The sequence below is a fragment of the Bacillus sp. 1A genome (assembly GCF_052682215.1).
Map to the genome: position 1 here is coordinate 5,929,390 of NZ_JBQYLZ010000001.1, position 25,517 is coordinate 5,954,906.

Genomic DNA, 25,517 nt, shown 5'->3' on the forward strand with positions numbered 1-25,517 from the left:
AGAATATATATAAAATTATAAGTGTATACCGAATCTATAACAATATTATTTTAATAAAACAAACATATTTTTGTATAAAAAAACAAAGCATACATTTATTCTGTATACTTTGTTTTCACAAAAATGTATTATATATTCACAATTGCTTCTCTTTTTATAATTCTTTCATATAGCTCTTCTGATAATTCTCGGAAGTTATCTGGCATATCTTTCCCCTTAAACTTCTTTTGAAGTGTACCGTATAAACCAACATCACGTAGACGTAAGAACAACGGTAACGATTCATACCAACTATCCGCTAGTCTGTGCTCATACTCATAGCCTTTTCGTAACACTTGTAGCTGTTTACGAGCAAAGTCTGTCTTCTCTTCCGCTGTCCACGGTGTAAATAGAACAGAGTAATAGAGAACCATCGCTAAATCATGTATAAAGTAATTATAAGCCGCATCATCAAAATCAAAGATTGTTAACTCTTTACCATCATAATGAAAATTACCTGGATGAATATCACCATGCATAAGGCCGAACGTTTCTCTTTCAATTGGAAGAGCCTTTATCTCATCCATTAATACCGCAGCGATTTTTTTCACTTGATCATCTTCTAATTCATTAACAATCCCACTCTCGTTTTCTTCCCACGTATCACGATAATCTGTTTTAGGATAGTTCATTGTTAGGCGATGTAGTTGCCCAATCGCTTTTCCCCATGCTTCAAAATAAGCATCTCCCCAATAAGGCGATCCTTCTCCTTTTACTTGCTCACCTTTTGCATATGTAAATAAGGAAGCGAAAAAGAAAGTTCCATCCTCTGCTCCAATTTCTTCTACAAGATTTTGAGACGTTGAATAAAGAGGCCCCGCTACCTTTGCCCCATGCTCCGCAACATATCGTAAAAAATCTAGTTCGGCCTCTACCTCTTTTTTGGAACGATGAGAAGAGTGAGTTAAACGCAATACGTAATCTTCGCCACGATCACCCTTTGCCTTAAAAATATAATTTTCAAAATCTCCAATTGGCTTTTCTTCCACTGTTACATGAAATGCCTTTGCTGCTCTTGCTAAAATTTCTTTTGTAAAAACTCGTTCTACTACTATTTCCATATGTATCCCTCCTATATATCTTCTTAATTCGACACAAAAGTGAGAAATACTGCTATGAAATTGAATAGTACGTAGAAGATGACGGAACATAACCTTCAAGCCTATTTCCCAAATAATCCAAGCATAAATTTCTCACAAAAAGCAAAAATTAACAGAAGTAACTTTATTCTAATAGAGGTGGAAATTATGACAGAGCAAAAAGAACAACAAGAGAGTAAAAACCAAAAGCATATGTTTCCATCACTTCCGGACAATATTAATTACATTGAAAATAAGCTCTGCCACTCAGATGATATAAAAAAATTAGATCTCCCTTTTCAAAACGGAAAAGGAACGATCATATATATTGAATCTTTAGCAGACCCAAATTTAATTCATCAATTAGCTCTTGAGCCTTTATTAACTCGGTCAGATTTGTCTTTAGATAAAGCTTTTTCTACGTTAAATATGAAAAAAGAAGCGAATTTAAATTATGGAGTACAGGTTTTATTACAAGGTAAATCCTTATATTTTCATGAATACGTCGATAGTTTTTGTATTTTCGAAACAGCTTTATCTTTAAAGAGAGATATAGCGGAGCCTGATAATGAAGGGATTGTGCGCGGTCCACATACTGGTTTTGTAGAGGATCTAGCAACTAATTTAACCTCTATTCGTAAACTCATTAAGAGTCCAAATTTAGTTGTTAAGTATTTTACAATCGGTGAAGAAATGCACACGAAAGTGGCAATTGCTTATATGCAAAATATAGCGAATGACGATTTGGTTACAGAAGTGAAAAGAAGATTAGAAACGATTAAAACGGATGCACTTATGTCACCAGGATACATACAAGAATTTATAGAAGATACGTCTTTCTCGCCATTTCCGCAGCAATTAAATACAGAGCGCCCAGATAGAACGGCTGCCAATTTAATGGAGGGACGAGTTGCTATTTTATCTGACGGAGATCCAACAGCGCTCATCGTACCTGTTACATTATTCGCTTTCTATCAATCACCAGATGATTATAATAACCGCTGGATTGTCGGTTCTTTCATCCGAATGATTCGCTTAGTAAGTTTTTTAATTGCCTTTCTCTTACCAGCTATATATATTGCAACTGTCGCTTTTCATCCTGATGTGTTGCCGCTCGAACTTGTGTATACAATTAAAGCTTCATTAGAGAAAGTACCGCTTCCTCCTATTTTTGAAGCTCTCTTAATGGAATTGATTTTCGAGTTATTACGAGAAGCTGGTATTCGTCTACCGAGCCGAGTGGGACAAACAATCGGTATTGTAGGTGGTTTAGTAATTGGTGATGCAATTGTAAAAGCCGGACTCGTTTCTTACACAATGATTATCGTTGTAGCTTTAACTGCAATTTCATCTTTTCTCGTTCCATCAAACGATATGAGTTCAGCAGTTCGAATTCTTCGTTTTCCATTAATGCTCCTTGCTGCCATATTTGGATATGTAGGAATTTCATTTGGTTTAATTATAACTTTCGTTCACTTATGTCAGCTTCATTCTTTTCATACACCATATCTTTCTCCTATTGCTCCAATGCGGATAAAAGATATGAAAGATTCTTTTGTCAGACTTCCAATTTGGTCATTTGGGGAACGACCACATGATCCAAAACCGAAAAAAATGCAACGACAACATGTAACGAGAGAGGATGAGGACGGTGACAAACACGCAAAGTAAAATCTCGCTAGTTCAATTTACCTTTTTCGTTATTCAATGCCAAATCGGAGTTGGTATACTTTCTCTCCCTAACCGTCTTCACCCAATTGCTAAAGGTGGTGGATGGATTTCTGCACTCATCGCTGGTCTTGCAATTCAACTTATTATTTTACTTATGTGGCTTTTCTTAAAACGATTTCCTGATGCTGATATGTATGAAAGTGTTTGTATGCTATTTGGTAATAAGTTTGGAAAACTGTTAGGTTTTGCTTATGTTTTTTATTTTACCCTTATCGGTATGACGGTTATGTTAAATGCTTGTAATGTCATTAAAGTTTGGATATTACAAGCAACTCCTTGGTATGCCATTCTCATACTATTTACAATAGCTTGTTGCTACGTAGCCTATAATACATTTAAAGTGATTGTACGATTTTATGTCATGGCTTCTATTCTTATTATCCCCATGGCACTTTTAATTGCACTTGGGCTCTCGCGGGCTGATTTTTCTTATATTTTCCCCATTACAGAGGCTGGATGGTGGAATATTATTCAAGCATCGAAAGAAACAATTACAGCCATGTATGGGTTTGAAATCTTTCTCATTGCATTTCCTAAAGTAAATGGGACTGCTGTTGCAAAACTAAAGGCCATTTCTATCGCTAATGGACTTGTAACTCTTTTTTATACTTTTACTGTTTGGATTTGCTTTATCGTATTTAGTCCAAAACAAATTGAACTTATCCCAGAGCCAGTCGCTTACTTATTACGCTCCTTGCATATCGGGATTATAGACCGGACTGATTTACTATTCATTCCAATATGGATGATAACAGTTGTGGCTTCTATTGCGAGTTATTATTGCGCTGCTTCAATCGGAATTAGACATATCTTCAATCTTGCTAATCATAAAAAGGCTGTTCCAATCGTTGGTATTATTACTTTTAGTGTAGCCCTATTTATAGATACACCTGAAGAATTAAAAGTAATTGCAACTTTCACTGATAAGTTCACCTATATTTTCATCGTTGTCCTCCCTTTTTTATTTCTACTTTATTCAGTAATAAGAAAGAAGAAAGGAGAACAGTATGTTCAAAAAAAGAGTTAAATTACTTTTTATATTATGTACTAGTTCCCTCCTTTCTGGCTGTTGGGATCAAGAACCATTAAGGGAGGCAAGGTTAGCTTATAGTATTGGATCTGATATTACGGAAGAGAATAAACTCCAGCAAACAATCGAGCTCGTAAAAAGTTCCAGCGGAGAGCAATCTTCATTCGAAAATGAAATACATTCAGCAACCGGGCATAACATAAGGGATACAAGCGATGCCCTAAAAAAAAATGTGACTGGTAATATTCGTTATTTCAAATATGGTGTTCAATTACTAGGAACCAAAATTCTAAAAAAAGGTATACTACCCTATTTAGATGTCAGCTTTCGTGACCCGACAAACCCAACTGCTTTAGTAAAACTTATTGCAGTAGATGGTGAAACATCCGAGATACTTGAAAAAAAGAAAGTAGGAAATTTACTAATTGGAGATTTTCTAAAGAAAAAAGTGAAAAGCTTAGAAGATATGAGTGTATTTCCAAAAGAAACTTTAGAAACAGCTGCTACAAAAATGCTAGATCCCGGTAAAGACTTTACCCTCCCCTCTATAAAAATAAAAGGAAAAGAAGTAATTACAAACGGATTAGCTTTATTTAATAATGATAAATTAACTGGGCATTTACCTTTGAAACACTCTGTTTTATTCGTGTTATTAACCGGAAAAATGGGAACAAGTGCCCGTATAACCCAAAAACTTACTAGCGATGAATCAGAGAAGACATCTGATTATTTAACAATGGAAATTAGCAATCGAAAATTAAAACGAGACTTAAAAATAACAACGGATAAAAAAGGAAATGTTTATGCTCACATTAAGCTTCAATTAAAAGTTATAGCGCTTGAAGCTCCGAGAGATAATCTTTACAAAATGGATGAAAGAGCCAAACTAAACAAAGAATTGTCTAAACAGCTTACGAAAGAAGCTAAAAAGATAACGAAAAAGTTACAAAAAGCAAATTGTGATGCTTTCGGGATTGGAAGACATCTTATCGCTTATCATCCTGACTTATGGAAGAAAAAAAATTGGAATAAAGATTATGCAAAAGTAAAATTCAAACCTGAGGTAGAAGTAAGCATTTTGTATAGTGGTGTCTTAAAATAAAAGGTTGTATGCCACGTGGGCATACAACCTTTTATTTCGTATATCGATAGACAATTGATTCATATGGTCTTAAGTTAAGTTTTGTAATATCCTTGCTGGAATCTTTATAATTCGACAGTAGTATTTCTTGTTTCATTCCATCTAATTGAACATGTGTTGGTACAGAGTACGTTATTTCTTCTCCATAGAAGTTGTTGATAACAAGTAGCACTTCACTCTCTGTAGTACGAGTATATGCCCAAATCTTAGCATGATTTTCATCTAAAATAGCATATTCTCCTTCTGTAATTACATCATACGTTTTTCTAAGTTCTATTAACTTTTTATAATGATAAAATACAGAATCTTTATCTTCTAATGCTTTTTCTACATTAATCTCTTTATAATTCTCAGCAACTGAAATCCAAGGTGTACTTGTTGTAAAACCACTGTTCACCTTTTCATTCCACTGCATCGGAGTACGGGAATTGTCACGAGATTTTTGTTTTAAAATCCCGATAATCTCTTCTTTTGATAATCCTTCTTCTAGCTTTATATCGTATATATTTAACGATTCCACATCACGATATTGCTCAATGGACTCGAATTTAGGATTCGTCATACCGATTTCTTCGCCTTGATAAATGTAAGGTGTGCCTTGCAACATATGCATAGCTGTCGCTAACATTTTCTCAGATTCATTTCGGTACTTTCCATCATCACCAAAGCGTGACACTATGCGAGGTTGGTCATGATTACACCAGAACAACGCATTCCATCCTCCGCCCTTTTGCATTTCAATTTGCCAATTAGACATAATCTCTTTTAATTTAATGAAATCAAAATCCGCTTTCGTCCACTTATCTCCATTCGGATAATCTACTTTTAAATGATGGAAACTAAACGTCATACTTAATTCATTACGCTCAGGGTTTGAATATTTAATACAATTATCAATTGTCGTAGATGACATTTCTCCAACTGTAATTACATCTTTCCCTTCAAAAACATTTCGGTTCATCTCTTGTAAATATTCATGAACGCGCGGGCCATCTGTATAATATTTACGCCCATCGCTTGTCGCCGTACTTCCGTCATCATTTAAGAACTGTTGATCTTTTGAAATTAAATTAATAACATCTAATCGGAATCCAGTTACCCCTTTATCAAGCCAAAAACGCATCATATCATATACTTCTTCACGAAGTTTTTTATTTTCCCAATTTAAATCAGCTTGCGTCTCATCAAATAAATGTAAAAAATATTGCTCTGTCTTCTCATCATATTTCCAAGCAGACCCGCCAAACTTAGATTGCCAATTATTTTTTTCATCACGCCAAATATAGTAATTACGATATGGACTATTTTTATCTTCCTTCGCTTCCTTAAACCACTTATGCTCCGTCGAACTATGATTTACAACGATATCCAGCATAATTTCAATATTACGTGCCTTTGCTTCTTCTAAAAGCTCTTCAAACTCTTCCATCGTTCCGTAAGATGGATCAATACTGTAGTAATCACTTACATCGTATCCATTATCATTTTGTGGTGATTGGTATATCGGTGTTAACCAAATATAATCTACTCCGAGTTCTTTTAAATAATCTAGTTTCTCTGTAACCCCTTTTATATCACCGGTTTCTTTATTGTAATAGCTATTAAAGCTCTTCGGATAAATTTGATAAACTACACTTGTATGCCAATCCTTCATGTTTAACTTCCTCCTACTTCTGTTTTACTCGTTTTGCAAATAACCATGTTAACGTAAATGGGATTACAACTGCGATAATCATTCCTACAATAAATATTGGAATCGATTTCGGAATGATAGAAATAAATGCTGGTAATCCGCCAATTCCAATAGCAGGTGCTAATACACCATTTAACGTAATAAATATAGCTGCAATAGCCGATCCTATAATCGCTGCATAGAACGGGAATTTATTTCGTAAGTTTACACCAAACATAGCTGGCTCTGTAATACCGAAATATGCGGAGATTGCTGATGTAGATGCCATGCTTTTATCATTTTGATTTTTAGAAATCCAGAACATCGCAAGTGCCGCACTACCTTGCGCAATGTTAGAAAGAGCAATCATTGGCCAAATGAATGTACCACCGTGCTGTGCAATTAATTGTAAGTCGATAGCAATAAACATATGATGCATACCTGTAATTACAAGCGGTGCATATAATGCTCCAAACAATATTGCTCCAACTACTGGTACTGTTTCATATACACCTACTAATCCAGCTGTTAATAAATCTCCAATATGACGTGTAACTGGACCAATAATTCCTAATGCTAACACACCTGTTACGACAATCGTTGTAATTGGTACAACTAATAATTGAATTGCATTTGGTACATGTTTCTTTAAGAAGATTTCCACTTTACTTAATACAAATGCTGCTACTAAAACCGGTAGAATTTGACCTTGATACCCTACCTTTTCAATTTGAAATAATCCTAAAATATCGAAGTACTCAATCTTTTGTCCATCTAAACCAGTCGCTGCTTTACCATAATCCCACGCGTTTAATAAGGCTGGATGCACAAGCATTAATCCCATAACAATCCCTAATATCGGGCTACCACCAAAACGCTTCGTTGCTGACCAACCGACAAGTGCTGGTAAGAATACGAATGCTGTATTCGCCATCATATTAATTAAATCCCAAAGCCCACTTAAGTTTGGATAGACATCTAATAAATTTTTACCTTCAAAAAATAAGTCCTTTGCCCCTAATAGATTGTTAATTCCCATTAGTAAACCAGCTGTTACGATGGCTGGTAATATCGGCATAAATACATCTGAAAATACCTTTACAAACTTTTGAGCTGGATTTAACTTTTGGTTTCCAGAATCTTTTACATCAGCTACTGTCGCTTCCTTCATACCTGCAAGCGTTATCAATTCGGCATAAACTCGATCAACATCTCCTGGACCAATTACAATTTGAAATACCCCAGCGTTATGAAACGCTCCCTTCACTAATGAAACAGATTGTAATTTATCGTTATCTATTTTACTTTCATCTTTTAAAGCGATACGGAGTCTCGTTACACAGTGCGCAGCTTGTTCAATATTGTCTTTTCCACCAATATACTGCAACACTTCCTCTGCTGTTTGACGATAGTCTTTCCCCATATTCCCGTCCCTCTTTTCTTTTTTTGATACCGTTTACAATTACATATTAACTCGTATATATAAGTTAGTCAACACTCGTATATACGAGTTTGTGATTTTTTTATAAAAAAAGAGATGAAACGTTATTTCGTTCCATCTCCTTATTTTCTCCGCGCCACATCCGAAAAATGAAAAATATCTAAACGATGGCGTGATTCTGTATATTCGAACTGACTTCCATCATAAAAATGCGTAAAGTTTTTCACAACGACAACATAGTCTGTTCCATTTAAATCTAAATACTCTCTATCGTCCTCTGTACATGGCTGCACTTCAATTACCCTCTGTGAGTAACTAATATGAAGATTTAATTCTTTCTCAATGTATTTATAAATGGATTCCGCTGCAATTTCACTCGTTAATCCAGGAATATATTCCGATACAAAATGATTGATATCCAAAATTACTTTTTCTCCATCAATATTTCGTACGCGTTTAATATGATCTATTTCTGTTTTCTCTTTCACATTTAATAGCTTTGCAACCTCTTTTGTCGCTTTTACTTTCTCCATTTCCACGACTTCTGTAATACAATGGCGTCCTAAACGTTCATTTTCTTCTTGGAAGCTTACAATACCACCAAAGTTAAATTCAATGTTTTTTCGCTTTAAAACAAAGACACCTTTTCCATGTATTTTTTGAACATATCCACGCTCTTGTAATAAATCTACAGCTTTTCTTACCGTACCTCGGCTCGCTTCATATTGCTTCATTAATTCAGTTTCGGATGGGATTTTGCATCCCTCTTTTAATTGTTTATTATCAATAGACTTGCTGATTGCTGTATAAATTTGTTCATACTTACTCATCATCTACAATAGCCCCTTGTCACCTTCTAATTCTATATGTATTATACCATGCTACACTCTTCTGCCAATCTCTCACTTATTTTCCATTATAGGAAAAATACAGGTAAATATTTAATCTCTAAAACGTATTTTTATAAAAATTTTTATATTTTTCTTTTCATTCAAAAAAACATGTAGTATACTAACTTCAAAATCAGAGGAGAAAGGGAGCAAAGAACTATGCTTACTTATACAACAATTGTAGTTACATTTGCACAAAAACATCATCATCATACGTAACCCTTGAAACCTAGCGGAAAAATTACGCGTAGGTACAAGGGTTATTCCCGTTGTACCTACGCTTTGGCAAAGAGCCATGTAGGTATTTTTTATCTACATGGCTCTTTTTTTATTGCCAAAAAGCTAGTAAAAAATGATGTTTAAGCAAAACTTACTACAAAGGAGTTACCAAAAATGGAAACGAAAAAATGGGGATTATGGATTTTAACAGCTTTTGTAATCGGAAATATGGTTGGCGGTGGCGTATTTATGCTCCCAGCAAATTTAGCACACGTATCAGGTCCAATGGGTTCTACACTCGCATGGAGTATTACAGGCCTTGGCGTATTTATGATTGCACTCGTATTTGGAAATTTAGCAATCCGAAAACCAGAATTAAAAGCTGGACCACAAAGTTATGCTCAAGCGATGTTCCCTTCAAAAAAAGCGGGTAAAGTTGCAGGATATAGTATGGCATGGGGCTATTGGGCTGCGAACTGGGCTGCAACCGCATCTGTTATTATTTCCTTTGCTGGATATTTATCAACATTCTTTCCAGTGTTACAAAGTAAGCAAATTCTTTTTTCAACGAACGGATTTTCACTAGAACTCGGAAAAGGACTAACTTTCCTCGTATGTAGCCTTATGTTATGGGGAATTCAATATATTCTTTCTCAAAATATTGACCGAGCTGGAAATATGAATCTTCTTGCTACCATTGCAAAAATTATTGGATTTACAATGTTTATTGTAATCACATTATTCATTTTCAATGCCTCTAATTTCGGAGACGGTCAAACATTTATGAATGAAGCAGGACAATCAATTTCGTTAGGTGGACAAATCAATTCAGCTGCTATCGCAACACTTTGGGCATTTATCGGTATTGAATCTGCTGTAATGCTTTCTAACCGCGCAAAATCTCAGCGCGATGTAAAAAAAGCTACCATTTTCGGGTTGATTATCGCTCTTCTTATTTACATGTCAATTACTTTACTTACAATGGGAGCTCTCTCCCAAGATGCTTTAAAAGAATCTCAAAAACCATTAGTAGACGCATTAAATTTAGCAATTGGCAATAAAGGCGCCTATATCATGGCTTTACTTGCACTTGTATCTTTATTTGGATCTACAGTTGGCTGGATCGTTGTTAGTTCAGAAGTACCTTACCAGGCAGCCAAGAATGGACTTTTCCCTAAGTTTTTCGCGAAAACAAATAAAAAAGGTAGTCCTTCAAAATCATTATTTATTACAAATGTGATGACCCAAATTTTCTTATTCTCAACGATTTCTGGTACCGTATCAGAAGCTTATAATTTCGCTATCGTTGTAGCAACATTAGCTTATTTAATTCCATACCTTGTTTCTACGCTGTACCAATTCAAATTGGTTATTACAGGAGAAACGTATGATATAAAGCCTGGCTCTCGAATAAAGGATGGGATTATTACCACATTAGCATTTGTATACTCTATTTGGGTTATCAAAACCGGAACTGCTGATTTAAAAACGTTCTTCTTAGGAATTGGATTGTTCGTATTAGGTCTTATTCTTTATCCAGTACTAATGAAAAACTCACAAAAAACGAATTAAAAAAAGAGAAGCTACCAGCTTCTCTTTTTTATTAAAAATCTGTAATTAACTTTTCTTTTAACTCTCCTACAGATAAAGGTTTCGCATAATAAAATCCTTGGACGTAATCACAGCCCATAGATTGTAATAAACTTTCTTGCTCTACTGTTTCTACTCCTTCAGCAACTACTGCTAAATTTAAGCTATGGGCAATTTCAATAACAGATTTTACAATCGTTCGCTCTGGCTGTGCGTGATCATAATGAAATTCACGAATAAAGTTACGATCAATTTTCACTATATCCAGTGGCAGTTGCTTTAAATAATATAAGGAAGAATAACCTGTTCCAAAGTCATCTAAAGCAATTAAAATACCCATATTTCTTAATTCTTGTAATGTAGCAATAATATAATCAAAATGGCGAACAGCGATACTTTCCGTTACTTCCAAAATTAAACGATTCGGTGGAAAGCCAGTTCTCCTTAAAATGCTACGTACAGATATAATAAAACGCTTTTGCATTAATTGTTGTATGGATAAATTAACAGATAACTTTAATCCTTCTTCGTAATCTGGCAATGTTTTAAACAAGCGACATGACTTTTCTAATACCCAGTCTCCTAATTTTATAATAAGTCCAGATTCTTCAGCTACTGGAATAAATTCGCCTGGCGAAATAGGCCCTTCTTCTGTCGAACAACGTGCTAAAGCCTCAATACCGGTATATTTCTTCGTTTTCAAATCAATAATAGGCTGCAGTACCACATCTAATTCTTCATCACGGATTGCCTTTTGCAAAGCGAATTCAATTTTCATTCTACGATTTATTTTCGCACGTAACTCATCTGTAAAGAAACACGCGGCATTTCTGCCTTGTTCTTTCGCACTATACATGGCTAAATCCGAATTTTTCAATAGAGTTTCTACATCTTGTCCGTCTTGCGGATATGCACACAGTCCTAGACTAGCTGAAATGTATACTTCATGACCTTCAAGCATAAATGGGGCCTGAAAACATGACAACACAGATGTTGCTAACTGCCTCATTTCATCTTGTTTATGATTTTTTGTTAACAGCACAAATTCGTCGCCACCCAGCCTAGCCAGAACGTCTTTCTCTCCTAGCACATAATGCAACCGTGAAGCAACTTCGCTTAAAAGTAAATCCCCTATCATATGACCTAGCGTATCGTTTACTAATTTAAAACGATCCAAATCAAAGTAAATCATACCAAATTCTTTTTTTCCTGCAATCATCTCGTTTACAGTCGTTATTAGCTGCAATCGGTTCGGTAAACTCGTTAAAGCATCATGATACGCAAGCTCCCTATAACGACTTTCACTTAACCGCAACCTCTGTTCCGCTTCTTTCCTACTACTAATATCATTTCGGATCGCGATAAATTGATACGGCTCTCCTTTTTCATTTAAAAACGGAACAATTGTTGTTTTAACCCAATAATACGTCCCATCTTTTGCTTGATTTCGAATCTCACCTCTCCATACTTTTCCGTTCAAAATGCGCTTCCATAGAATTTGAAAAAATGTTTTCGGGTGATACCCTGAATTTAAAATACGATGATCTTTCCCTATTAACTCTTCTCGTGTATATTTGGAGATTTCACAAAACTTATCATTTACATATGTAATAAGACCATTTCGGTCTGTAATCGCAACAATTGAAGACTCATCTAATGCTAACTTTAAATCTCGCAATGAAGAGTCATATAATGCATGACCTCTTTGTTCTAGCATGCGCATCTCTCCTTGCTTCCTATCTGACTAAAACACAACTTGTTTCTCTTCATAGAAATAGAGATATTTCATTTCTTAATAATAGCTATTTGCATTCATCACATTTTGAAATATGCCGATTAAAATAACATAATATTATTTGTAATAAAAAGCAATATAATACCGTTTCAATTATAAATAGTAGTTTCTTATCGCTATAATTAGCTTACTTTATTATACATTATTCATTCTCTTACATTCCTTTATAGCTAGCTCTATACAACGCCTATTCCCTATTAATCCCGCTCATATCTAACCTCTTTACTTTACTAGCGAAATAGAATTTCGAGCACACTATGCAACGATTCACGGATAATAATATAAAAGTTAAAATTAGTATATATGTTTTTAAATTACAATAACAAAATATTAACATATTTTCACCTTTATTTTGGAAATATTTTATAAATACTTTATTAAACTAAAAAAGAGGCAAGCCTCTTTTTTAGTTTAATACGGATATGGTATTTGCTGATACCCCGGATATGGAGTTGGATATGGTGCTGGGTATGGCGCTGGATAAGTTACTGGGTACGGTGCTGGATAGTAGCCTCCACTTGCTGCACCCGTTAATGCGCCAGCTGTAAGTCCACCTAACACGCCTCCAGCAAAACTTCCTGGGAAAAATCCGCCGCCCCATGAGCCGCCACCCCAGCCCCATCCGCCTCCGTGATGGTGGTGATGATCATAGTGATTGTGCCCTCCATGATGGTGATGTCCGCCATTATGATGGTGACCTCCATGGTGGTTATGCCCGCCATTATGATGGTGACCTCCATGATTATGACGATAATACAATCCGTTATTTTCTATATAATTCATTATTCCCCTCTCCTTTTCCATTTTCTCATCTTAATAGGTATTGTATGAATAGTACGGACTTTGTTAGTAACCTATATAATAAGAAGAATCCGTATAATACGAATAACCATATCCTCGGCTTCATCATGCACCTGTTACAAATCCATGATATGGTTATCCCCATTCCTATATAAAGGACAAATGTTTTGTCCCCCCTACACTGTTTATTAACCAGCAAATAGCAGGATAATAACGTAACAATATACTGTATGTAGGACAAATGCGGAAAGCATGGGGAAAATGTCTATATTTTGTAAAAAAAACAAAACACTTTATAATAAGAATGTCGGATTATACCTTTTATATAAGAATTCTATATTTAAGAAAGATTAGAGGAATTTTATAGAAATGAAAAAGCCTATCGTTCAATTACTATTAATATTTACAATTATATCTATCGTTCTTTTCCTATTAAATACATCGTTTATTTCTTTATATACATTTGTCGGTGCCCTATGGTCTATTACAATCGTAGGAATTTCATTCGTTATTTTCATCGAAAATAGATCTCCTCAAAGCACCTTAGCGTGGTTTTTAGTATTAGCACTTCTTCCTGTTGTAGGTGTGCTTTTATACTCTATTTTTGGTCGTAGCCGTTGGAGAAGGAAAAAACATCTCCATCGTTCAGAAGAACAAAGAAAATTATTCCGTGAAATATTAGAAGGCAGACGACTAGAATTATCACTCACAGTCCCCTTACATGAACGTTCTGTACATTTAACAGAAGTCGTACAAAAATTTGGAGGCGGTCCTGCCGCAGATAGAACGACGACAAAGCTTTTAACAAACGGAGATCAAACATTCTCAGAAATTTTGCAAGCTATCGAGCAAGCAAAACATCACATACATATTCAATACTATATTTATAAATCTGATGAGATTGGTACGAAAGTTCGAGATGCTTTAATAAAAAAAGCAAAATCTGGTGTTATTGTACGCTTTCTTTATGATGGACTCGGAAGTAATACGTTAAGAAGACGCTTTTTAAAACCTATGAAAGAAGCTGGTATTGAAATTGTAGAATTTGACCCTATTTTTTCAGCTTGGTTACTTGAAACTGTTAATTATCGTAACCATCGAAAAATCGTTATTGTAGATGGAGAAATCGGTTTTACTGGTGGACTCAACGTCGGTGATGAATATCTTGGCCGTTCAAAAAAATTTCCCGTTTGGCGTGATAGTCATTTAAAAATAGAAGGAAAAGCGTTATATAAATTACAAGCAATCTTTCTAGAGGATTGGCTCTATGCATCTAGTGGATTGAATACTTATTCTTGGGATCAATTTATGAATAGACAATACTTCCCAGGTAAAGAAATTTCAAGTGCAGAAGGTGCTGTGCAAATTGTAGCGAGCGGGCCTAGCTCAGATGATAAAAGCATTCGCAATACACTATTAGCTGTTATGGGATCTGCAAAAAAATCGATTTGGATTGCTACACCTTACTTTATTCCAGATCAAGAAACTTTAACATTATTACGTTTAAGTGCAATATCTGGCATAGATGTACGCATTTTATATCCTGGTAAAAGTGATAGTATTATTAGTGATCAAGCATCTCAGTCCTACTTCACTCCGCTTTTAAAAGCTGGTGCTTCCATTTATAGTTATAAAGATGGTTTTATGCATGCAAAAATTGTACTCGTTGATGATAAGATCGCGACAATTGGAACGGCAAATATGGACGTACGCAGCTTTGAATTAAATTATGAACTTATTAGCGTACTATATGAATCAGAAACCGTTCATGATATTAAACATGATTTTGAAGACGACTTTAAGCATTCCACTGAAATTAAATGGAACGCATTCCAAAAAAGAAGTATCAAAAAACGAATATTAGAGTCTTTCATGCGACTCATTTCTCCTTTACTGTAAGCAATCAATGTAATATTGATTGCTTTTTCTTTTCCATTTCCCCTTTCTCCTTTTCTTTGCATACCATATTAAAACAAGTTATCATAAGATGTATTACTTTATGAAAATAATGTTAGGTGGGAAATACATGTTAGAACAATTTCATATACATGCTGATTTAAAACAACAGCTCTCAACCATTCACGAAAAAAATAAAAAAGAAGCTGGTGAAAATGCATATTTAATTGGAAAGAAAATATATAAAGCATCTGATAACAGCATTATTGAAGATGCTATTACAGCGCTTCTTCTTGGTAAAAACATTCTATTAAAAGGGCCGACTGGTAGTGGTAAAACAGTACTAGCTGAAACTCTTTCTTCTTTATTCCAAAAACCAATGCATAGCATTAACTGTTCTGTTGACCTAGATGTAGAAGGTATTTTAGGATACAACACACTACAAACGAAAGATGGCGCATCTGAAGTTTCATTCATTAACGGTCCTCTTATGAAAGCAATGAAGAGCGGTCATTTCCTATATATTGATGAAATCAATATGGCAAAGCCTGAAACGTTACCACTTCTTCACGGTGCATTAGATTACCGTAAAATGATTACAAATCCATTTACACAAGAGGTTGTATATGGCGATGACGAGTATCGTGTAATTGCAGCAATTAATGAAGGTTACGTTGGAACAAGTGAACTAAACGAAGCATTAAAAAACCGTTTCGTTATTATTGAAGTTCCATACATTCAAGGTGACACATTAAAAGAACTATTACTATCTGAATCAAAATTAAATGATGTTGCAACAATTGAAAAGTTCGTTGCATTTGCAAGCGACCTTATGCCTTTAGCTCGTGATGGACGTGTAAGTGAAGAAGCAGCAAGTATTCGTGGCATTATCGACGCATGTGATTTAGGTGTATATATTCCTGTTATGCGTGCAATTGAACGTAGTATTATCGCAAAATTAAACGATGAAACAGAACAAATGACTGTCCGTGAATTAGCAGAAAGTTATTTCTTTGAGGGATAATTCATGAGACAAATTTTTAGTGACAAAAAAATTGATGCGTCGCTGTTTCTACAAATGGAAAACTTAATGTATGCTCTTCTAAAAGAAGACGATGCCTACCTTGAGTATGGCTATAAAGCATACTACGACGAAATTGAAAAAAAGGTTGTCATTAGTCACTTTTGGGATGATCGAAAAGAAGAGGATACAGTAATCGGATTAAAAAGCGAAGTGTTTTTAAAAGCACTTGGTAATAAACATTACTCGGACATGACTTTAATTCGTTCTTATGCGATTGAATTACAAGAATCACCCTTAAAAAAGTTTTTAACACAATTATTTGTTCTATTAGAAGATTTACGTGTTGAGGAAATCGTAAAAAACTTACGCCCTGGCACAAAGCATGTTTTTAAAAGAAGAAAAGAAATGTATCGCAATTACTTTGGTTCACAAAATGAAATCAATCGTGTTCGTAACTATCACGGTGATCGTCTATTTTGTCTCTGCTATCTTTCATTAACGAGCGATAAATATGAAATGTTTAATAATGAATATTTCGAGCAAATTGAAGCAATTTTGCATGAAACATTCCAAGCTCGTAATACAGAAGACATTATGTATATCGTTGAAAAAATTCGCTATCGTTTAGAAGGACTTCTTGAAAGTGATATGCTTAACAATTATTTCGGACATGCTCCGCTTTATTTATCTGTCATTGCAGACGAAAAGAACTGTCGCGTCGAAGATTTAGCAAATGATGATACGCAGCTCATAGATGACGATGAAAATAAAAACAAAATGGATGAAAGTTTCTCCACATGGCATCGTGAAAATAAAAATAACGAAAACGAGAACTTTTTACGCTTTGAATTAGAAAGCGGAACAAAAACAAACATGATGGGCGATACTGCTCGTGAATCAGAAGATGGCGACCAAGCACTTGGTTCTGTACAAGGTACTTCTCAAAAGAGTACACAATCCAACTTTGATGGTGCTGATACAGAAGAAGCAAGAGCTTCACACGCTTCTAGCCAAAACGAGGGTGCATACGGTAAGTATAACGTTGGTGCTTCTCATATATTTAAAGAAGCCCGCAAATCAAATCCTGATGAAAAAAAGGATTACCAAGCTATCAAATCAGTCGTTAATAAAGATGTAAAAGAATTAAAGAAAATTATCGAAAAAACGATTGAAAATAAAACGAATGCAAATAGTGATAAATATTACGGAAGACTTCGTAAGAAATTCCTTCGTATTTATACTGAAAAGCAGCCGCGCATGTTTTATAAAAAAGGACAAGAATCACAAGAACTTGACGTTGCATTCCAACTACTAGTGGACTGCTCTGGTTCTATGTATAACAAAATGGAAGAAACGAAAAAAAGTGTGGTCCTATTCCATGAAGCGTTGAAATCTTTAAAAATCCCGCACGCTATTAGCGGATTTTGGGAAGATGCTTCTAGTGCTAAGCCTGAAGATAAGCCAAACGTTATCCATGAAGTTGTAACGTATAAAAACTCAACGTTACCAAACGTCGGTCCAGAAATTATGCAGCTTCGCGAGGAAGAAGATAACCGCGACGGATATATTATTCGTATCGTTTCTGAAAAGCTTGCAAAAAGACCAGAAAAACATAAATTCTTACTTGTCTTTACAGACGGTGAGCCTTCTGCGCTAGACTATCAACAAGACGGTATTTTAGATACGCATGAAGCTGTCAAACTTGCTCGTAAAAGTGGTATGGAAGTAATCGGAATCTTCATCGAAGAAGGCGAAGCAAAAGAAGCAACTTATCAATTAATGAAGAACATTTATAACCATCACTTCTTAGTTGCAAATCATGCTGAAGATTTACGTCTGAAGATTAAACCACTATTGAAAAAGTTATTACTGAAGACGATTGAATAGAAAAACAGGAGCGTTATCGCTCCTGTTTTTTTTCTTTCAATCACTTTGTTTCTGGTTGAAACTTGTATGGAATAGCTACTTCTAATAATGCCTCGAATCCGCCATCGTAGAATGGGAATCGTTCATTTGCGATTGTTCGATCCACCCACTCTATTGCGGAAATTTCATCTTCATCTTCTGCAATAAGTTCACCTGTCACTACATTTGCTCGGAATGTAAAAAATAGCGCATGATTCCCTGATTCTTCAAAGAATTTTTCATTGATCGCAACAAGTCCACTTGCCACAGCAGTTAAACCTGTCTCTTCTTTTACTTCTCTTATTAGTGCTTCCTCTAATATTTCACCTTTTTCCACAGCCCCGCCTGGCAATGACCAAACGTTTTGTTCTACATTATGTACCATTAATATTTTATCTGTTTCTTCATCATGTATTAGTGCGTATACGACGTCAACTCTTTGCATGTTCCTTTTCTCCTTCAATTAACTCATCCATTGTAAATAAAGAATGTAGCTGTAAGCCATCTTTTAATAAGTTTGCTTTTCCCTCTTTCGTTCGTTCAATTACACCTAGAACATGATGTACTTTCGCACCTAATTCTCTTAAATCTTTCGTGCTTAATAATATTTGACCACCTGTCGTAATAACATCCTCAACAACACAAACATTTTTCCCAGCAATATTAACGCCTTCTGCTAACTTACATGTACCGTACTTCTTCGCTTCTTTTCTTACAAATACAACTGGTATACCTGTTTGTAAAGATAATGCTGTTGCTACTGGAATTCCTCCCATTTCTAAACCTGCGAGTACTTCTGTATCAGAGGGAATGAGCTCTTTCAACTGTTTAGCAATTTCTAATAACAGTACTGGATTAGATTCAAATAAGTACTTATCAAAGTATTGATTTGATACTTGTCCTGATCGAAGTTTAAATATTCCTGTTAAACGTGACGTATTATAAATTCCCTTTGCTAACTCCCATTTCTCCATTGTTTCTCTCCCCTTTATGCACAAATTAACTCATTCTATCACACTTGTAATTATTTGTATATTCCTAAAATACAAATAAAAGGGTCGATTCCTAAGAATCGACCCTTCCTATTAATTTATCACTAACTCAGCTGTGAGCTTTTTTTTTAACTTAGCCAACATGTCAGTTGTCATTTTGTCTAAATCGTATTCTGCTTTAAAGCCCCACTCTTTCATTGCTGCTGTTGCATCAATAGAGTTTGGCCAGCTATCAGCGATTGTTTGACGAGCAGGATCTACAGCGTAATCCATTGTAAACGTCGGGATGTGTTTACGAATTGATGCTGCGATTTGCTCTGGCTCAAAGCTCATTGCTGTAATATTGAACGCGTTTCTATGCACAAGTTTACTTGGATCAGCTTCCATTAATGAAATGATCGCTTGTAAAGCATCTGGCATATACATCATATCCATGTATGTTCCTTCTGCAATGTATGAGGTGTATGTGCCTTTTTTAATCGCCTCATAATAAATTTCAACCGCATAATCAGTTGTTCCGCCTCCTGGAGGAGCTACGTAAGAAATTAAACCAGGGAAACGTACACCGCGCGTATCAACACCAAACTTTTGATGATAATAATCACATAGTAATTCTCCTGCTACTTTGTTTACCCCATACATCGTAGTAGGACGCTGAATTGTATCTTGTGGCGTATTATCTTTCGGTGTTGATGGACCGAATGCACCGATAGAACTTGGCGTGAAAAACTTACAGTTTAATTCACGAGCTGCTTCTAATGCATTTACAAGTCCACCCATATTTAAATTCCAAGCAAATAACGGATTTTTTTCTGCTGTTGCTGAAAGTAAAGCTGCTAAATGAATAATTGTATCTACTTCATTACGCTTTGCAATATCATGTAGTTTTTGTCCATCTGTTACATCTAACGTTTCAAATGGACCAGACGTTACTACTTCACTATCTGTTTCACGAATATCTGTTGCAATAACATTTGATGCACCGTATACATCACGAAGTTTCATTACTAATTCAGAACCAATTTGCCCTAAAGAACCGGTTACTAGAATTTTTTTCATTTTCCCCACTCCTCATTTGCAAGCTATTCAAAAGATGTCGTTACTTAAATGATGCCCATTTCTTTCCCTACTTTTTCATACTTACGAATTGCTTCATCTAACATTTCTTTCGTATGAGCTGCTGTAGGCATATTACGAACGCGTCCTGTTCCTTTAGCTACAGTTGGGAACACGATAGATTTTGCATATACGCCTTCTTCATTTAGACGTTTACTAAATTCTTGTGTTAATACTTCGTCACCAATAATACAAGGTGTAATTGGCGTTTCACTTTCCCCAATGTTAAAGCCAAGTTCTTTTAACCCTTGTTTTAAATAGCGGCCATTTTCCCATAGACGATCATGTAACTCTGTGCTTTCCATTAAAATTTCAATTGATCGCATACATGCAGCTGCATCAGCTGGTGTTAATGCTGTGGAGAATAAGAATGGACGTGAGCGAACTTTTAACCAGTCAATTAAGTTTTGTTTCCCTGCTACATATCCACCAATTACCCCAATTGCTTTTGATAATGTACCAATTTGGAAATCAACTTTATCAGATAGACCGAAATGCTTTACAGTTCCTGCACCTTTTCCAAGTACACCTGAACCGTGTGCATCGTCTACATATGTCATTAAATCTAATTCTTCTGCAATCTCAACAATCTCTGGTAATTTTGCAACATCTCCATCCATTGAGAAGACACCGTCTGTAATTACCATTAATTTATTGTAAAGACCTGATTCTTTCGCTGCGATTGCTTTTTGGCGTAAATCTTCCATATCAGAATGTTTATAAACGATGATTTTCGCTCTTGATAAACGACTACCATCAATAATAGAAGCATGGTTTAATTCGTCTGAAAGAATCGCATCATTTTTATCCATAACGGCTGAAATCGCTGCCATATTACAGTTAAATCCTGATTGGTAAGCAATTGCTGCTTCTGTATGTTTAAACTTTGCAATTGTCTCTTCTAATTTAATATGCAAATCTAAAGTACCGTTAATTGTACGAACAGCTCCTGCTCCAACGCCGTACTTATGAATTGCACCAATTGCTGCTTCTTGCAAACGGCTATCTGTTGCTAATCCAAGATAGTTGTTTGAAGATAAGTTAATATATTCTTTTCCGCCAATTGTAATGATCGGTCCATTTGAACTCTCAAGCGGATCAATTACGTTATAAAGCCCCTTTGATTTTAAATCCTCTAAATTTTCTTCTAAAAATTTCGCAAGTGTTTTACTAGACATCGTGAAGCCTCCCATCGTTCATGTAAGCGGATTATTGTCTTAATAGTTCTAATAATCCCTCTACTAGCTTAACACGTTTTCAGAATTTATTATAGAAAAATAGTTTAAAGTAACCGCTTACAATTCTAGATTATATATGATTCATTACAAGAAATCTATCATTTACTTTTCATATTTGGTAGAATAAAAAAATATTTAAGGGGGGCTTCAATTATGGCATTTACTGAATCTGATGTATATAATAACGAAGCATTTTTTGAACAATATATGAAACGAAGATACCGAGAAAATAGCCCAAATGAATCACTTGAAAAGCCAGCCTTCTTTCAACTCATTGGTGATGTGAAAGGAAAGAAAATCCTCGATTTAGGCTGCGGTGACGCCAAGTTTGGCGAGGAATTATTAGAGAATGGCTGCCACTCTTATACTGGTATTGAAGGCTCCGAACTTATGTATGAAAAAGCTAAAAAACAACTAGAAAATAAAAATGGAATCGTCCATCGTTTAAACCTCAAAGACTACACATACCCTCCTTCTACTTTTGATTTAGTAACGTCTAGACTCGCCTTACATTATATTGAACATCTTCCTATCATTTTTCAAAATGTGTACAAAACTTTAAAAACAAATGGAACCTTTACTTTTAGCGTTCAACACCCTGTTATTACTTCTTCATTTGAAAGCTTGCAAACGAGCGGAAAAAGAACGAGCTGGCTCGTCGATGATTATTTTAAAATGGGAAAACGCGTTGAACCTTGGATTGACCAAGAAGTTATTAAATATCATCGTACAACGGAAGAATATTTTACATTGTTACAACAAGCCGGATTTACGATTACAAATATAAAAGAAGCTACACCAAATCAAGCTTATTTTCAGAGCGAAGAAGAATATGAACGACGTTTACGAATTCCCCTCTTCCTCTTATTCTCTTGCGAAAAATAAAAAAGACGATGAATCCTCATCGTCTTTTTTCATTAACTCATTGCCTGAGCAACCTCTTTACGTACACGTCTTCCTTTTCCATGCGGGATACAAAGTGGCGTGCCAAATAACGGATCCGTACTGATTTGACATTCCATTCGGAATACATCACGTACTAGCTTCTCATCTACTACTTCTTCCGGCTTACCTTGTGCATATATTTGTTTATCTTGAATGGCTACAATATTGTCTGCATAGCGGCATGCTAAATTTAAATCGTGTAATACCATAACAATTGTTCTTTGTTCTGTTTCATTTAATTCGAATAATAAATCTAGCACTTCAATTTGGTGAGTCATATCTAAATATGTAGTAGGCTCATCCAGTAAAATAATATCTGTATCTTGTGCAAGCGTCATTGCAATCCAAGCACGTTGACGTTGTCCACCTGAAAGAGCATGCACATCACGCTCAGCAAATTCTGTCATACCTGTTGCTGCAAGTGCTCTTTGTACCATTTCTTCATCTTTTTCTGACCATTGCTTCAGCCATGTTTGATATGGATAACGTCCTTGCTTTACAAGTTGCAATACTGTAAGTCCTTCTGGCGCTTGCGGTCCTTGCGGTAAAATTGCCATTTGACGAGCAATTTGCTTCGTTTGCATACTTTGAATGGCTTGATTATCTAACAAAATGTCACCCGTTGTTGGCTTTAACAATCTAGCTAGTGAACGTAATAAAGTTGATTTCCCGCAACCGTTAGAACCGATAAAGATTGTAATTTCGCCTTTTGGAATTTCTAAATTCAACTCATCAATAATAATTGCTTCACCATAAGACAACGTCAAACGTTTCGTCTCCAATGCTTTTTGCATATTCATCTCCCTTTATGAATTCCGACTTTTATAAAGTAAATAAATAAAATAAGGTGCACCAATTGCTGACGTAAATACCCCTGCTGGAATTTCAAGTGGTGTGAAAACTGTACGCCCAATTAAATCTGCTGCGAGCACTAAAATTGCACCAACAATTGCTGCAACTGGGAGTAATGCACCGTATAAAGAACCAACTAGTCTTCGTGAAATATGAGGTGCCATTAAACCGACAAATCCAATTCCTCCGGCAAAGGCAACTGCTCCACCAATTAAAGCTGTACTCAGTAATAACATAAATACGCGTGACTTCGTTAAAGGAACACCAAGTCCTACCGCAATATCATCCCCTAGCTCTTGCGTATTTAAATGTCTAGCAGCTATAAACGATATTACCGTTAAAATGAGAACCCACGGTGCAAGTACCATAACGTTTTGCCATGAAGAACCGTAAACAGTACCTGTAATCCATACATTTGCTTGACTCGCTTGATAAATTGGCGCTAACAACATAAACAACGTCGTTGCCGCTTTCGTTAATGCCCAAAACCCCACACCAATTAAAACAAGACTAATTGGTGATAACCCATCATTTCTCCATGCAAATAAATATACAAAAAGCGCTACAATCGTTGCCCCAGCAAAGGCTGCTAACGGCATATAATGAATGCTTACAGTTAGCGCATTGTTTTTATCACTAAATATAGCTAAAAAGAGTACAACTGCGACACTTGCACCACCTGTAATTCCGATGATATCTGGAGAAGCAAGTGGATTTCGAACGAGCCCTTGTAAAATACAGCCTGCTATAGCAAGCGCAATTCCTACAAGGATAGCAATTAAAATACGCGGCATACGAAACTTATTTACAACCATATTTGACATCGCATCGCCATTTCCAGTAATCGCTTGCCATACATCATAAGGAGCAATTTTCATGTCTCCCATACCTGCACTCGCAAAAAATAATCCTATTAAAACAACTAGTAAACTAAATAAGACGAGACAAGCTCGTTTATACATTAAAAACGAGAGCCTGCCTTTTCCTATACGAAACGGAATATACTTCTTCATTTGCTAAGCCCTCTCTTACGTGCAATATAAATAAAGAACGGTGCACCAATAAATGCTGTCATAACTCCTACTGGTACTTCTTGTGGCATAATGACATATCTTGCTGCTATATCAGCTAAGATTAATAGTATTGCACCTAACAACCCGCTATATGGTACTCTCCATCTGTGATCGACCCCAACAAGAAATCTGGCAAAATGCGGGATAATAATTCCAATAAATCCAATTGGACCAGCAACCGCAACCGAACCACCAGATAACAGAACAATAATAAGTAACACGAATGATTTCATTAAAATTGTTCGTTGTCCAAGTCCTTTCGCGACGTCTTCCCCCATCATCAATGTATTTACTTTCCCTGCCATCATAATAGATGCAATCCAACCTACTAATAAATATGGGAATACAGATTGTAAAATTTCTAACTTTCTTCCTTGCACAGATCCGGCAAGCCAAAACAATACTTCTTCAAGCGCTTTTTCATTTAACACAAGTAATCCTTGTGTTAATGATGAAAATAACGCACTAATTGCGACCCCTGCTAACGTCAACTTAAGAGGCGTCGTCCCTTCTTTTCCTAAAGAACTAGAAGCAAATACAAGTACAGCTGCAATTGCTGCCCCTAAAAAGGCAATCCACGTGAAAGCTGATAATGATGTCACGGAAAAAATAACAATTGCTACAACTATGAAGAAAGCAGCACCTGAATTTAATCCAATAAAGTCTGGAGAAGCAAGTGGATTCTTCGTTAAAGTTTGCATAAGACAACCGGCAATGGCTAAACTAGCACCAACACTAGCTGCAATTAATGCCCTTGGTAGACGCACATTTTGAATAATAATATGTTCATTGGAACCATTAAAATGAAAAAAAGCATCTAACGCTAATTTCCAACTCGTATTTGTATATCCGAAAATAATACTTCCCCAAATACAAATAACGACTGCAATGATTCCAACAAATAATCCAATCCATTTTGCTTGATTTGTTTTTAATAACATGCAGCGTTTCCCCTTCAATGTATAATGATACGTTGTAAGTGTATTTCAACTTAATTCGCATTGTCAACGGAAATGAGAATTATTTTCAACCATATGTATTGACAATC

At 35.5% G+C, this 25,517-nt stretch carries 21 protein-coding genes; 8 read left to right on the forward strand and 13 right to left on the reverse strand.

Features of this window, described 5'->3' with window-relative positions; genetic code table 11:
- Positions 1–128: 128 nt before the first annotated feature.
- On the reverse strand, positions 129–1,100 hold the full coding sequence (locus tag ACUN0F_RS30435; protein ID WP_445540703.1) for a phosphotransferase enzyme family protein: 972 nt from the start codon (positions 1,098–1,100) through the stop codon (positions 129–131).
- 186 nt (positions 1,101–1,286) lie between these two features.
- Here ACUN0F_RS30435 and gerKA point away from each other — a divergent pair, with 186 nt between their 5' ends.
- Genes gerKA through gerKC form a run of 3 tightly spaced genes read left to right on the forward strand, consistent with a single transcriptional unit; the run spans position 1,287 to position 4,981 of the window.
- On the forward strand, positions 1,287–2,789 hold the full coding sequence (gene gerKA, locus ACUN0F_RS30440; protein WP_445540704.1) for a spore germination protein GerKA: 1,503 nt from the start codon (positions 1,287–1,289) through the stop codon (positions 2,787–2,789).
- The gene (locus tag ACUN0F_RS30445; protein WP_445540705.1) at positions 2,770–3,876 is read left to right on the forward strand and encodes a GerAB/ArcD/ProY family transporter; all 1,107 of its coding nucleotides are present in this window, start codon (positions 2,770–2,772) and stop codon (positions 3,874–3,876) included. The genes gerKA and ACUN0F_RS30445 overlap by 20 nt, the downstream gene beginning before the upstream one ends.
- On the forward strand, positions 3,857–4,981 hold the full coding sequence (gene gerKC / locus ACUN0F_RS30450; protein WP_000474032.1) for a spore germination protein GerKC: 1,125 nt from the start codon (positions 3,857–3,859) through the stop codon (positions 4,979–4,981). Before ACUN0F_RS30445 ends, gerKC begins: the two co-directional genes overlap by 20 nt.
- A 31-nt stretch (positions 4,982–5,012) precedes the next feature.
- Here gerKC and treC read toward each other — a convergent pair whose 3' ends face one another.
- From treC to treR, 3 genes are all read right to left on the reverse strand, one after another.
- Complete coding sequence (gene treC, locus ACUN0F_RS30455; RefSeq protein WP_445540706.1) at positions 5,013–6,674, reverse strand: alpha,alpha-phosphotrehalase; 1,662 nt, start codon at positions 6,672–6,674, stop codon at positions 5,013–5,015.
- Positions 6,675–6,687: 13 nt separating this feature from the next.
- Positions 6,688–8,115, reverse strand: coding sequence for a PTS system trehalose-specific EIIBC component (gene treP / locus ACUN0F_RS30460; RefSeq protein WP_445540707.1), 1,428 nt, complete (start codon positions 8,113–8,115; stop codon positions 6,688–6,690).
- Between the two features lie 140 nt (positions 8,116–8,255).
- Positions 8,256–8,966, reverse strand: coding sequence for a trehalose operon repressor (treR, locus tag ACUN0F_RS30465; RefSeq protein ID WP_445540708.1), 711 nt, complete (start codon positions 8,964–8,966; stop codon positions 8,256–8,258).
- 450 nt (positions 8,967–9,416) lie between these two features.
- Between treR and ACUN0F_RS30470 the strand changes: the two genes are divergently transcribed.
- Positions 9,417–10,814: an amino acid permease gene (locus ACUN0F_RS30470; protein WP_193673760.1), complete on the forward strand. Its 1,398-nt coding sequence runs from the start codon at positions 9,417–9,419 to the stop codon at positions 10,812–10,814.
- 31 nt (positions 10,815–10,845) lie between these two features.
- Here ACUN0F_RS30470 and ACUN0F_RS30475 read toward each other — a convergent pair whose 3' ends face one another.
- Positions 10,846–12,549, reverse strand: coding sequence for a putative bifunctional diguanylate cyclase/phosphodiesterase (locus ACUN0F_RS30475; protein WP_087983374.1), 1,704 nt, complete (start codon positions 12,547–12,549; stop codon positions 10,846–10,848).
- A gap of 489 nt (positions 12,550–13,038) precedes the next feature.
- Positions 13,039–13,410, reverse strand: coding sequence for a cobalt transporter (locus ACUN0F_RS30480; RefSeq protein ID WP_264462336.1), 372 nt, complete (start codon positions 13,408–13,410; stop codon positions 13,039–13,041).
- 387 nt (positions 13,411–13,797) lie between these two features.
- Between ACUN0F_RS30480 and ACUN0F_RS30485 the strand changes: the two genes are divergently transcribed.
- The 3 genes from ACUN0F_RS30485 (at position 13,798) to ACUN0F_RS30495 (ending at position 18,235) form a co-directional block, all read left to right on the forward strand.
- Positions 13,798–15,327, forward strand: a complete 1,530-nt coding sequence (locus tag ACUN0F_RS30485) for a cardiolipin synthase (protein WP_000743019.1) — start codon at positions 13,798–13,800, stop codon at positions 15,325–15,327.
- 127 nt (positions 15,328–15,454) lie between these two features.
- On the forward strand, positions 15,455–16,348 hold the full coding sequence (locus ACUN0F_RS30490) for an AAA family ATPase (protein ID WP_445540709.1): 894 nt from the start codon (positions 15,455–15,457) through the stop codon (positions 16,346–16,348).
- A gap of 3 nt (positions 16,349–16,351) precedes the next feature.
- Positions 16,352–18,235, forward strand: coding sequence for a vWA domain-containing protein (locus tag ACUN0F_RS30495; RefSeq protein WP_088608964.1), 1,884 nt, complete (start codon positions 16,352–16,354; stop codon positions 18,233–18,235).
- 40 nt (positions 18,236–18,275) lie between these two features.
- On the opposite strand, the gene ACUN0F_RS30500 is transcribed toward ACUN0F_RS30495, so the two are convergent.
- From ACUN0F_RS30500 to ACUN0F_RS30515, 4 genes are all read right to left on the reverse strand, one after another.
- The gene (locus ACUN0F_RS30500; RefSeq protein WP_445540710.1) at positions 18,276–18,698 is read right to left on the reverse strand and encodes an NUDIX hydrolase; all 423 of its coding nucleotides are present in this window, start codon (positions 18,696–18,698) and stop codon (positions 18,276–18,278) included.
- Positions 18,685–19,227, reverse strand: coding sequence for an orotate phosphoribosyltransferase (pyrE, locus tag ACUN0F_RS30505; RefSeq protein WP_000417038.1), 543 nt, complete (start codon positions 19,225–19,227; stop codon positions 18,685–18,687). The genes ACUN0F_RS30500 and pyrE overlap by 14 nt, the downstream gene beginning before the upstream one ends.
- A gap of 111 nt (positions 19,228–19,338) precedes the next feature.
- Complete coding sequence (locus ACUN0F_RS30510; protein WP_000723138.1) at positions 19,339–20,304, reverse strand: L-threonine 3-dehydrogenase; 966 nt, start codon at positions 20,302–20,304, stop codon at positions 19,339–19,341.
- Positions 20,305–20,348: 44 nt separating this feature from the next.
- Positions 20,349–21,539, reverse strand: coding sequence for a glycine C-acetyltransferase (locus ACUN0F_RS30515; protein ID WP_000095914.1), 1,191 nt, complete (start codon positions 21,537–21,539; stop codon positions 20,349–20,351).
- A gap of 213 nt (positions 21,540–21,752) precedes the next feature.
- Between ACUN0F_RS30515 and ACUN0F_RS30520 the strand changes: the two genes are divergently transcribed.
- Complete coding sequence (locus ACUN0F_RS30520) at positions 21,753–22,484, forward strand: class I SAM-dependent DNA methyltransferase (RefSeq protein ID WP_445540711.1); 732 nt, start codon at positions 21,753–21,755, stop codon at positions 22,482–22,484.
- A gap of 32 nt (positions 22,485–22,516) precedes the next feature.
- Here ACUN0F_RS30520 and ACUN0F_RS30525 read toward each other — a convergent pair whose 3' ends face one another.
- From ACUN0F_RS30525 to ACUN0F_RS30535, 3 genes are read right to left on the reverse strand one after another with little or no spacing between them, the layout of a single operon-like run.
- Positions 22,517–23,338: an ABC transporter ATP-binding protein gene (locus ACUN0F_RS30525; RefSeq protein ID WP_445540712.1), complete on the reverse strand. Its 822-nt coding sequence runs from the start codon at positions 23,336–23,338 to the stop codon at positions 22,517–22,519.
- A gap of 12 nt (positions 23,339–23,350) precedes the next feature.
- Positions 23,351–24,409, reverse strand: a complete 1,059-nt coding sequence (locus ACUN0F_RS30530; protein WP_215562632.1) for a FecCD family ABC transporter permease — start codon at positions 24,407–24,409, stop codon at positions 23,351–23,353.
- Positions 24,406–25,410, reverse strand: a complete 1,005-nt coding sequence (locus tag ACUN0F_RS30535) for a FecCD family ABC transporter permease (protein ID WP_445540713.1) — start codon at positions 25,408–25,410, stop codon at positions 24,406–24,408. Before ACUN0F_RS30535 ends, ACUN0F_RS30530 begins: the two co-directional genes overlap by 4 nt.
- Positions 25,411–25,517 lie beyond the last annotated feature (107 nt).

Excerpts from the sequence above, each read along its gene's own strand:
- ACUN0F_RS30435 (WP_445540703.1), bottom strand. The coding sequence starts at position 1,100 with ATGGAAATAGTAGTAGAACGAGTTTTTACAAAAGAAATTTTAGCAAGA.
- ACUN0F_RS30480 (WP_264462336.1), bottom strand. The coding sequence starts at position 13,410 with ATGAATTATATAGAAAATAACGGATTGTATTATCGTCATAATCATGGA.
- ACUN0F_RS30495 (WP_088608964.1), top strand. The coding sequence starts at position 16,352 with ATGAGACAAATTTTTAGTGACAAAAAAATTGATGCGTCGCTGTTTCTA.
- treR (WP_445540708.1), bottom strand. The coding sequence starts at position 8,966 with ATGATGAGTAAGTATGAACAAATTTATACAGCAATCAGCAAGTCTATT.
- pyrE (WP_000417038.1), bottom strand. The coding sequence starts at position 19,227 with ATGGAGAAATGGGAGTTAGCAAAGGGAATTTATAATACGTCACGTTTA.
- ACUN0F_RS30515 (WP_000095914.1), bottom strand. The coding sequence starts at position 21,539 with ATGTCTAGTAAAACACTTGCGAAATTTTTAGAAGAAAATTTAGAGGAT.
- treP (WP_445540707.1), bottom strand. The coding sequence starts at position 8,115 with ATGGGGAAAGACTATCGTCAAACAGCAGAGGAAGTGTTGCAGTATATT.
- ACUN0F_RS30530 (WP_215562632.1), bottom strand. The coding sequence starts at position 24,409 with ATGAAGAAGTATATTCCGTTTCGTATAGGAAAAGGCAGGCTCTCGTTT.
- gerKC (WP_000474032.1), top strand. The coding sequence starts at position 3,857 with ATGTTCAAAAAAAGAGTTAAATTACTTTTTATATTATGTACTAGTTCC.
- ACUN0F_RS30535 (WP_445540713.1), bottom strand. The coding sequence starts at position 25,410 with ATGTTATTAAAAACAAATCAAGCAAAATGGATTGGATTATTTGTTGGA.
- ACUN0F_RS30485 (WP_000743019.1), top strand. The coding sequence starts at position 13,798 with ATGAAAAAGCCTATCGTTCAATTACTATTAATATTTACAATTATATCT.
- ACUN0F_RS30525 (WP_445540712.1), bottom strand. The coding sequence starts at position 23,338 with ATGCAAAAAGCATTGGAGACGAAACGTTTGACGTTGTCTTATGGTGAA.
- ACUN0F_RS30490 (WP_445540709.1), top strand. The coding sequence starts at position 15,455 with ATGTTAGAACAATTTCATATACATGCTGATTTAAAACAACAGCTCTCA.
- ACUN0F_RS30470 (WP_193673760.1), top strand. The coding sequence starts at position 9,417 with ATGGAAACGAAAAAATGGGGATTATGGATTTTAACAGCTTTTGTAATC.
- ACUN0F_RS30520 (WP_445540711.1), top strand. The coding sequence starts at position 21,753 with ATGGCATTTACTGAATCTGATGTATATAATAACGAAGCATTTTTTGAA.
- ACUN0F_RS30510 (WP_000723138.1), bottom strand. The coding sequence starts at position 20,304 with ATGAAAAAAATTCTAGTAACCGGTTCTTTAGGGCAAATTGGTTCTGAA.
- ACUN0F_RS30500 (WP_445540710.1), bottom strand. The coding sequence starts at position 18,698 with ATGCAAAGAGTTGACGTCGTATACGCACTAATACATGATGAAGAAACA.
- ACUN0F_RS30475 (WP_087983374.1), bottom strand. The coding sequence starts at position 12,549 with ATGCTAGAACAAAGAGGTCATGCATTATATGACTCTTCATTGCGAGAT.
- gerKA (WP_445540704.1), top strand. The coding sequence starts at position 1,287 with ATGACAGAGCAAAAAGAACAACAAGAGAGTAAAAACCAAAAGCATATG.
- treC (WP_445540706.1), bottom strand. The coding sequence starts at position 6,674 with ATGAAGGATTGGCATACAAGTGTAGTTTATCAAATTTATCCGAAGAGC.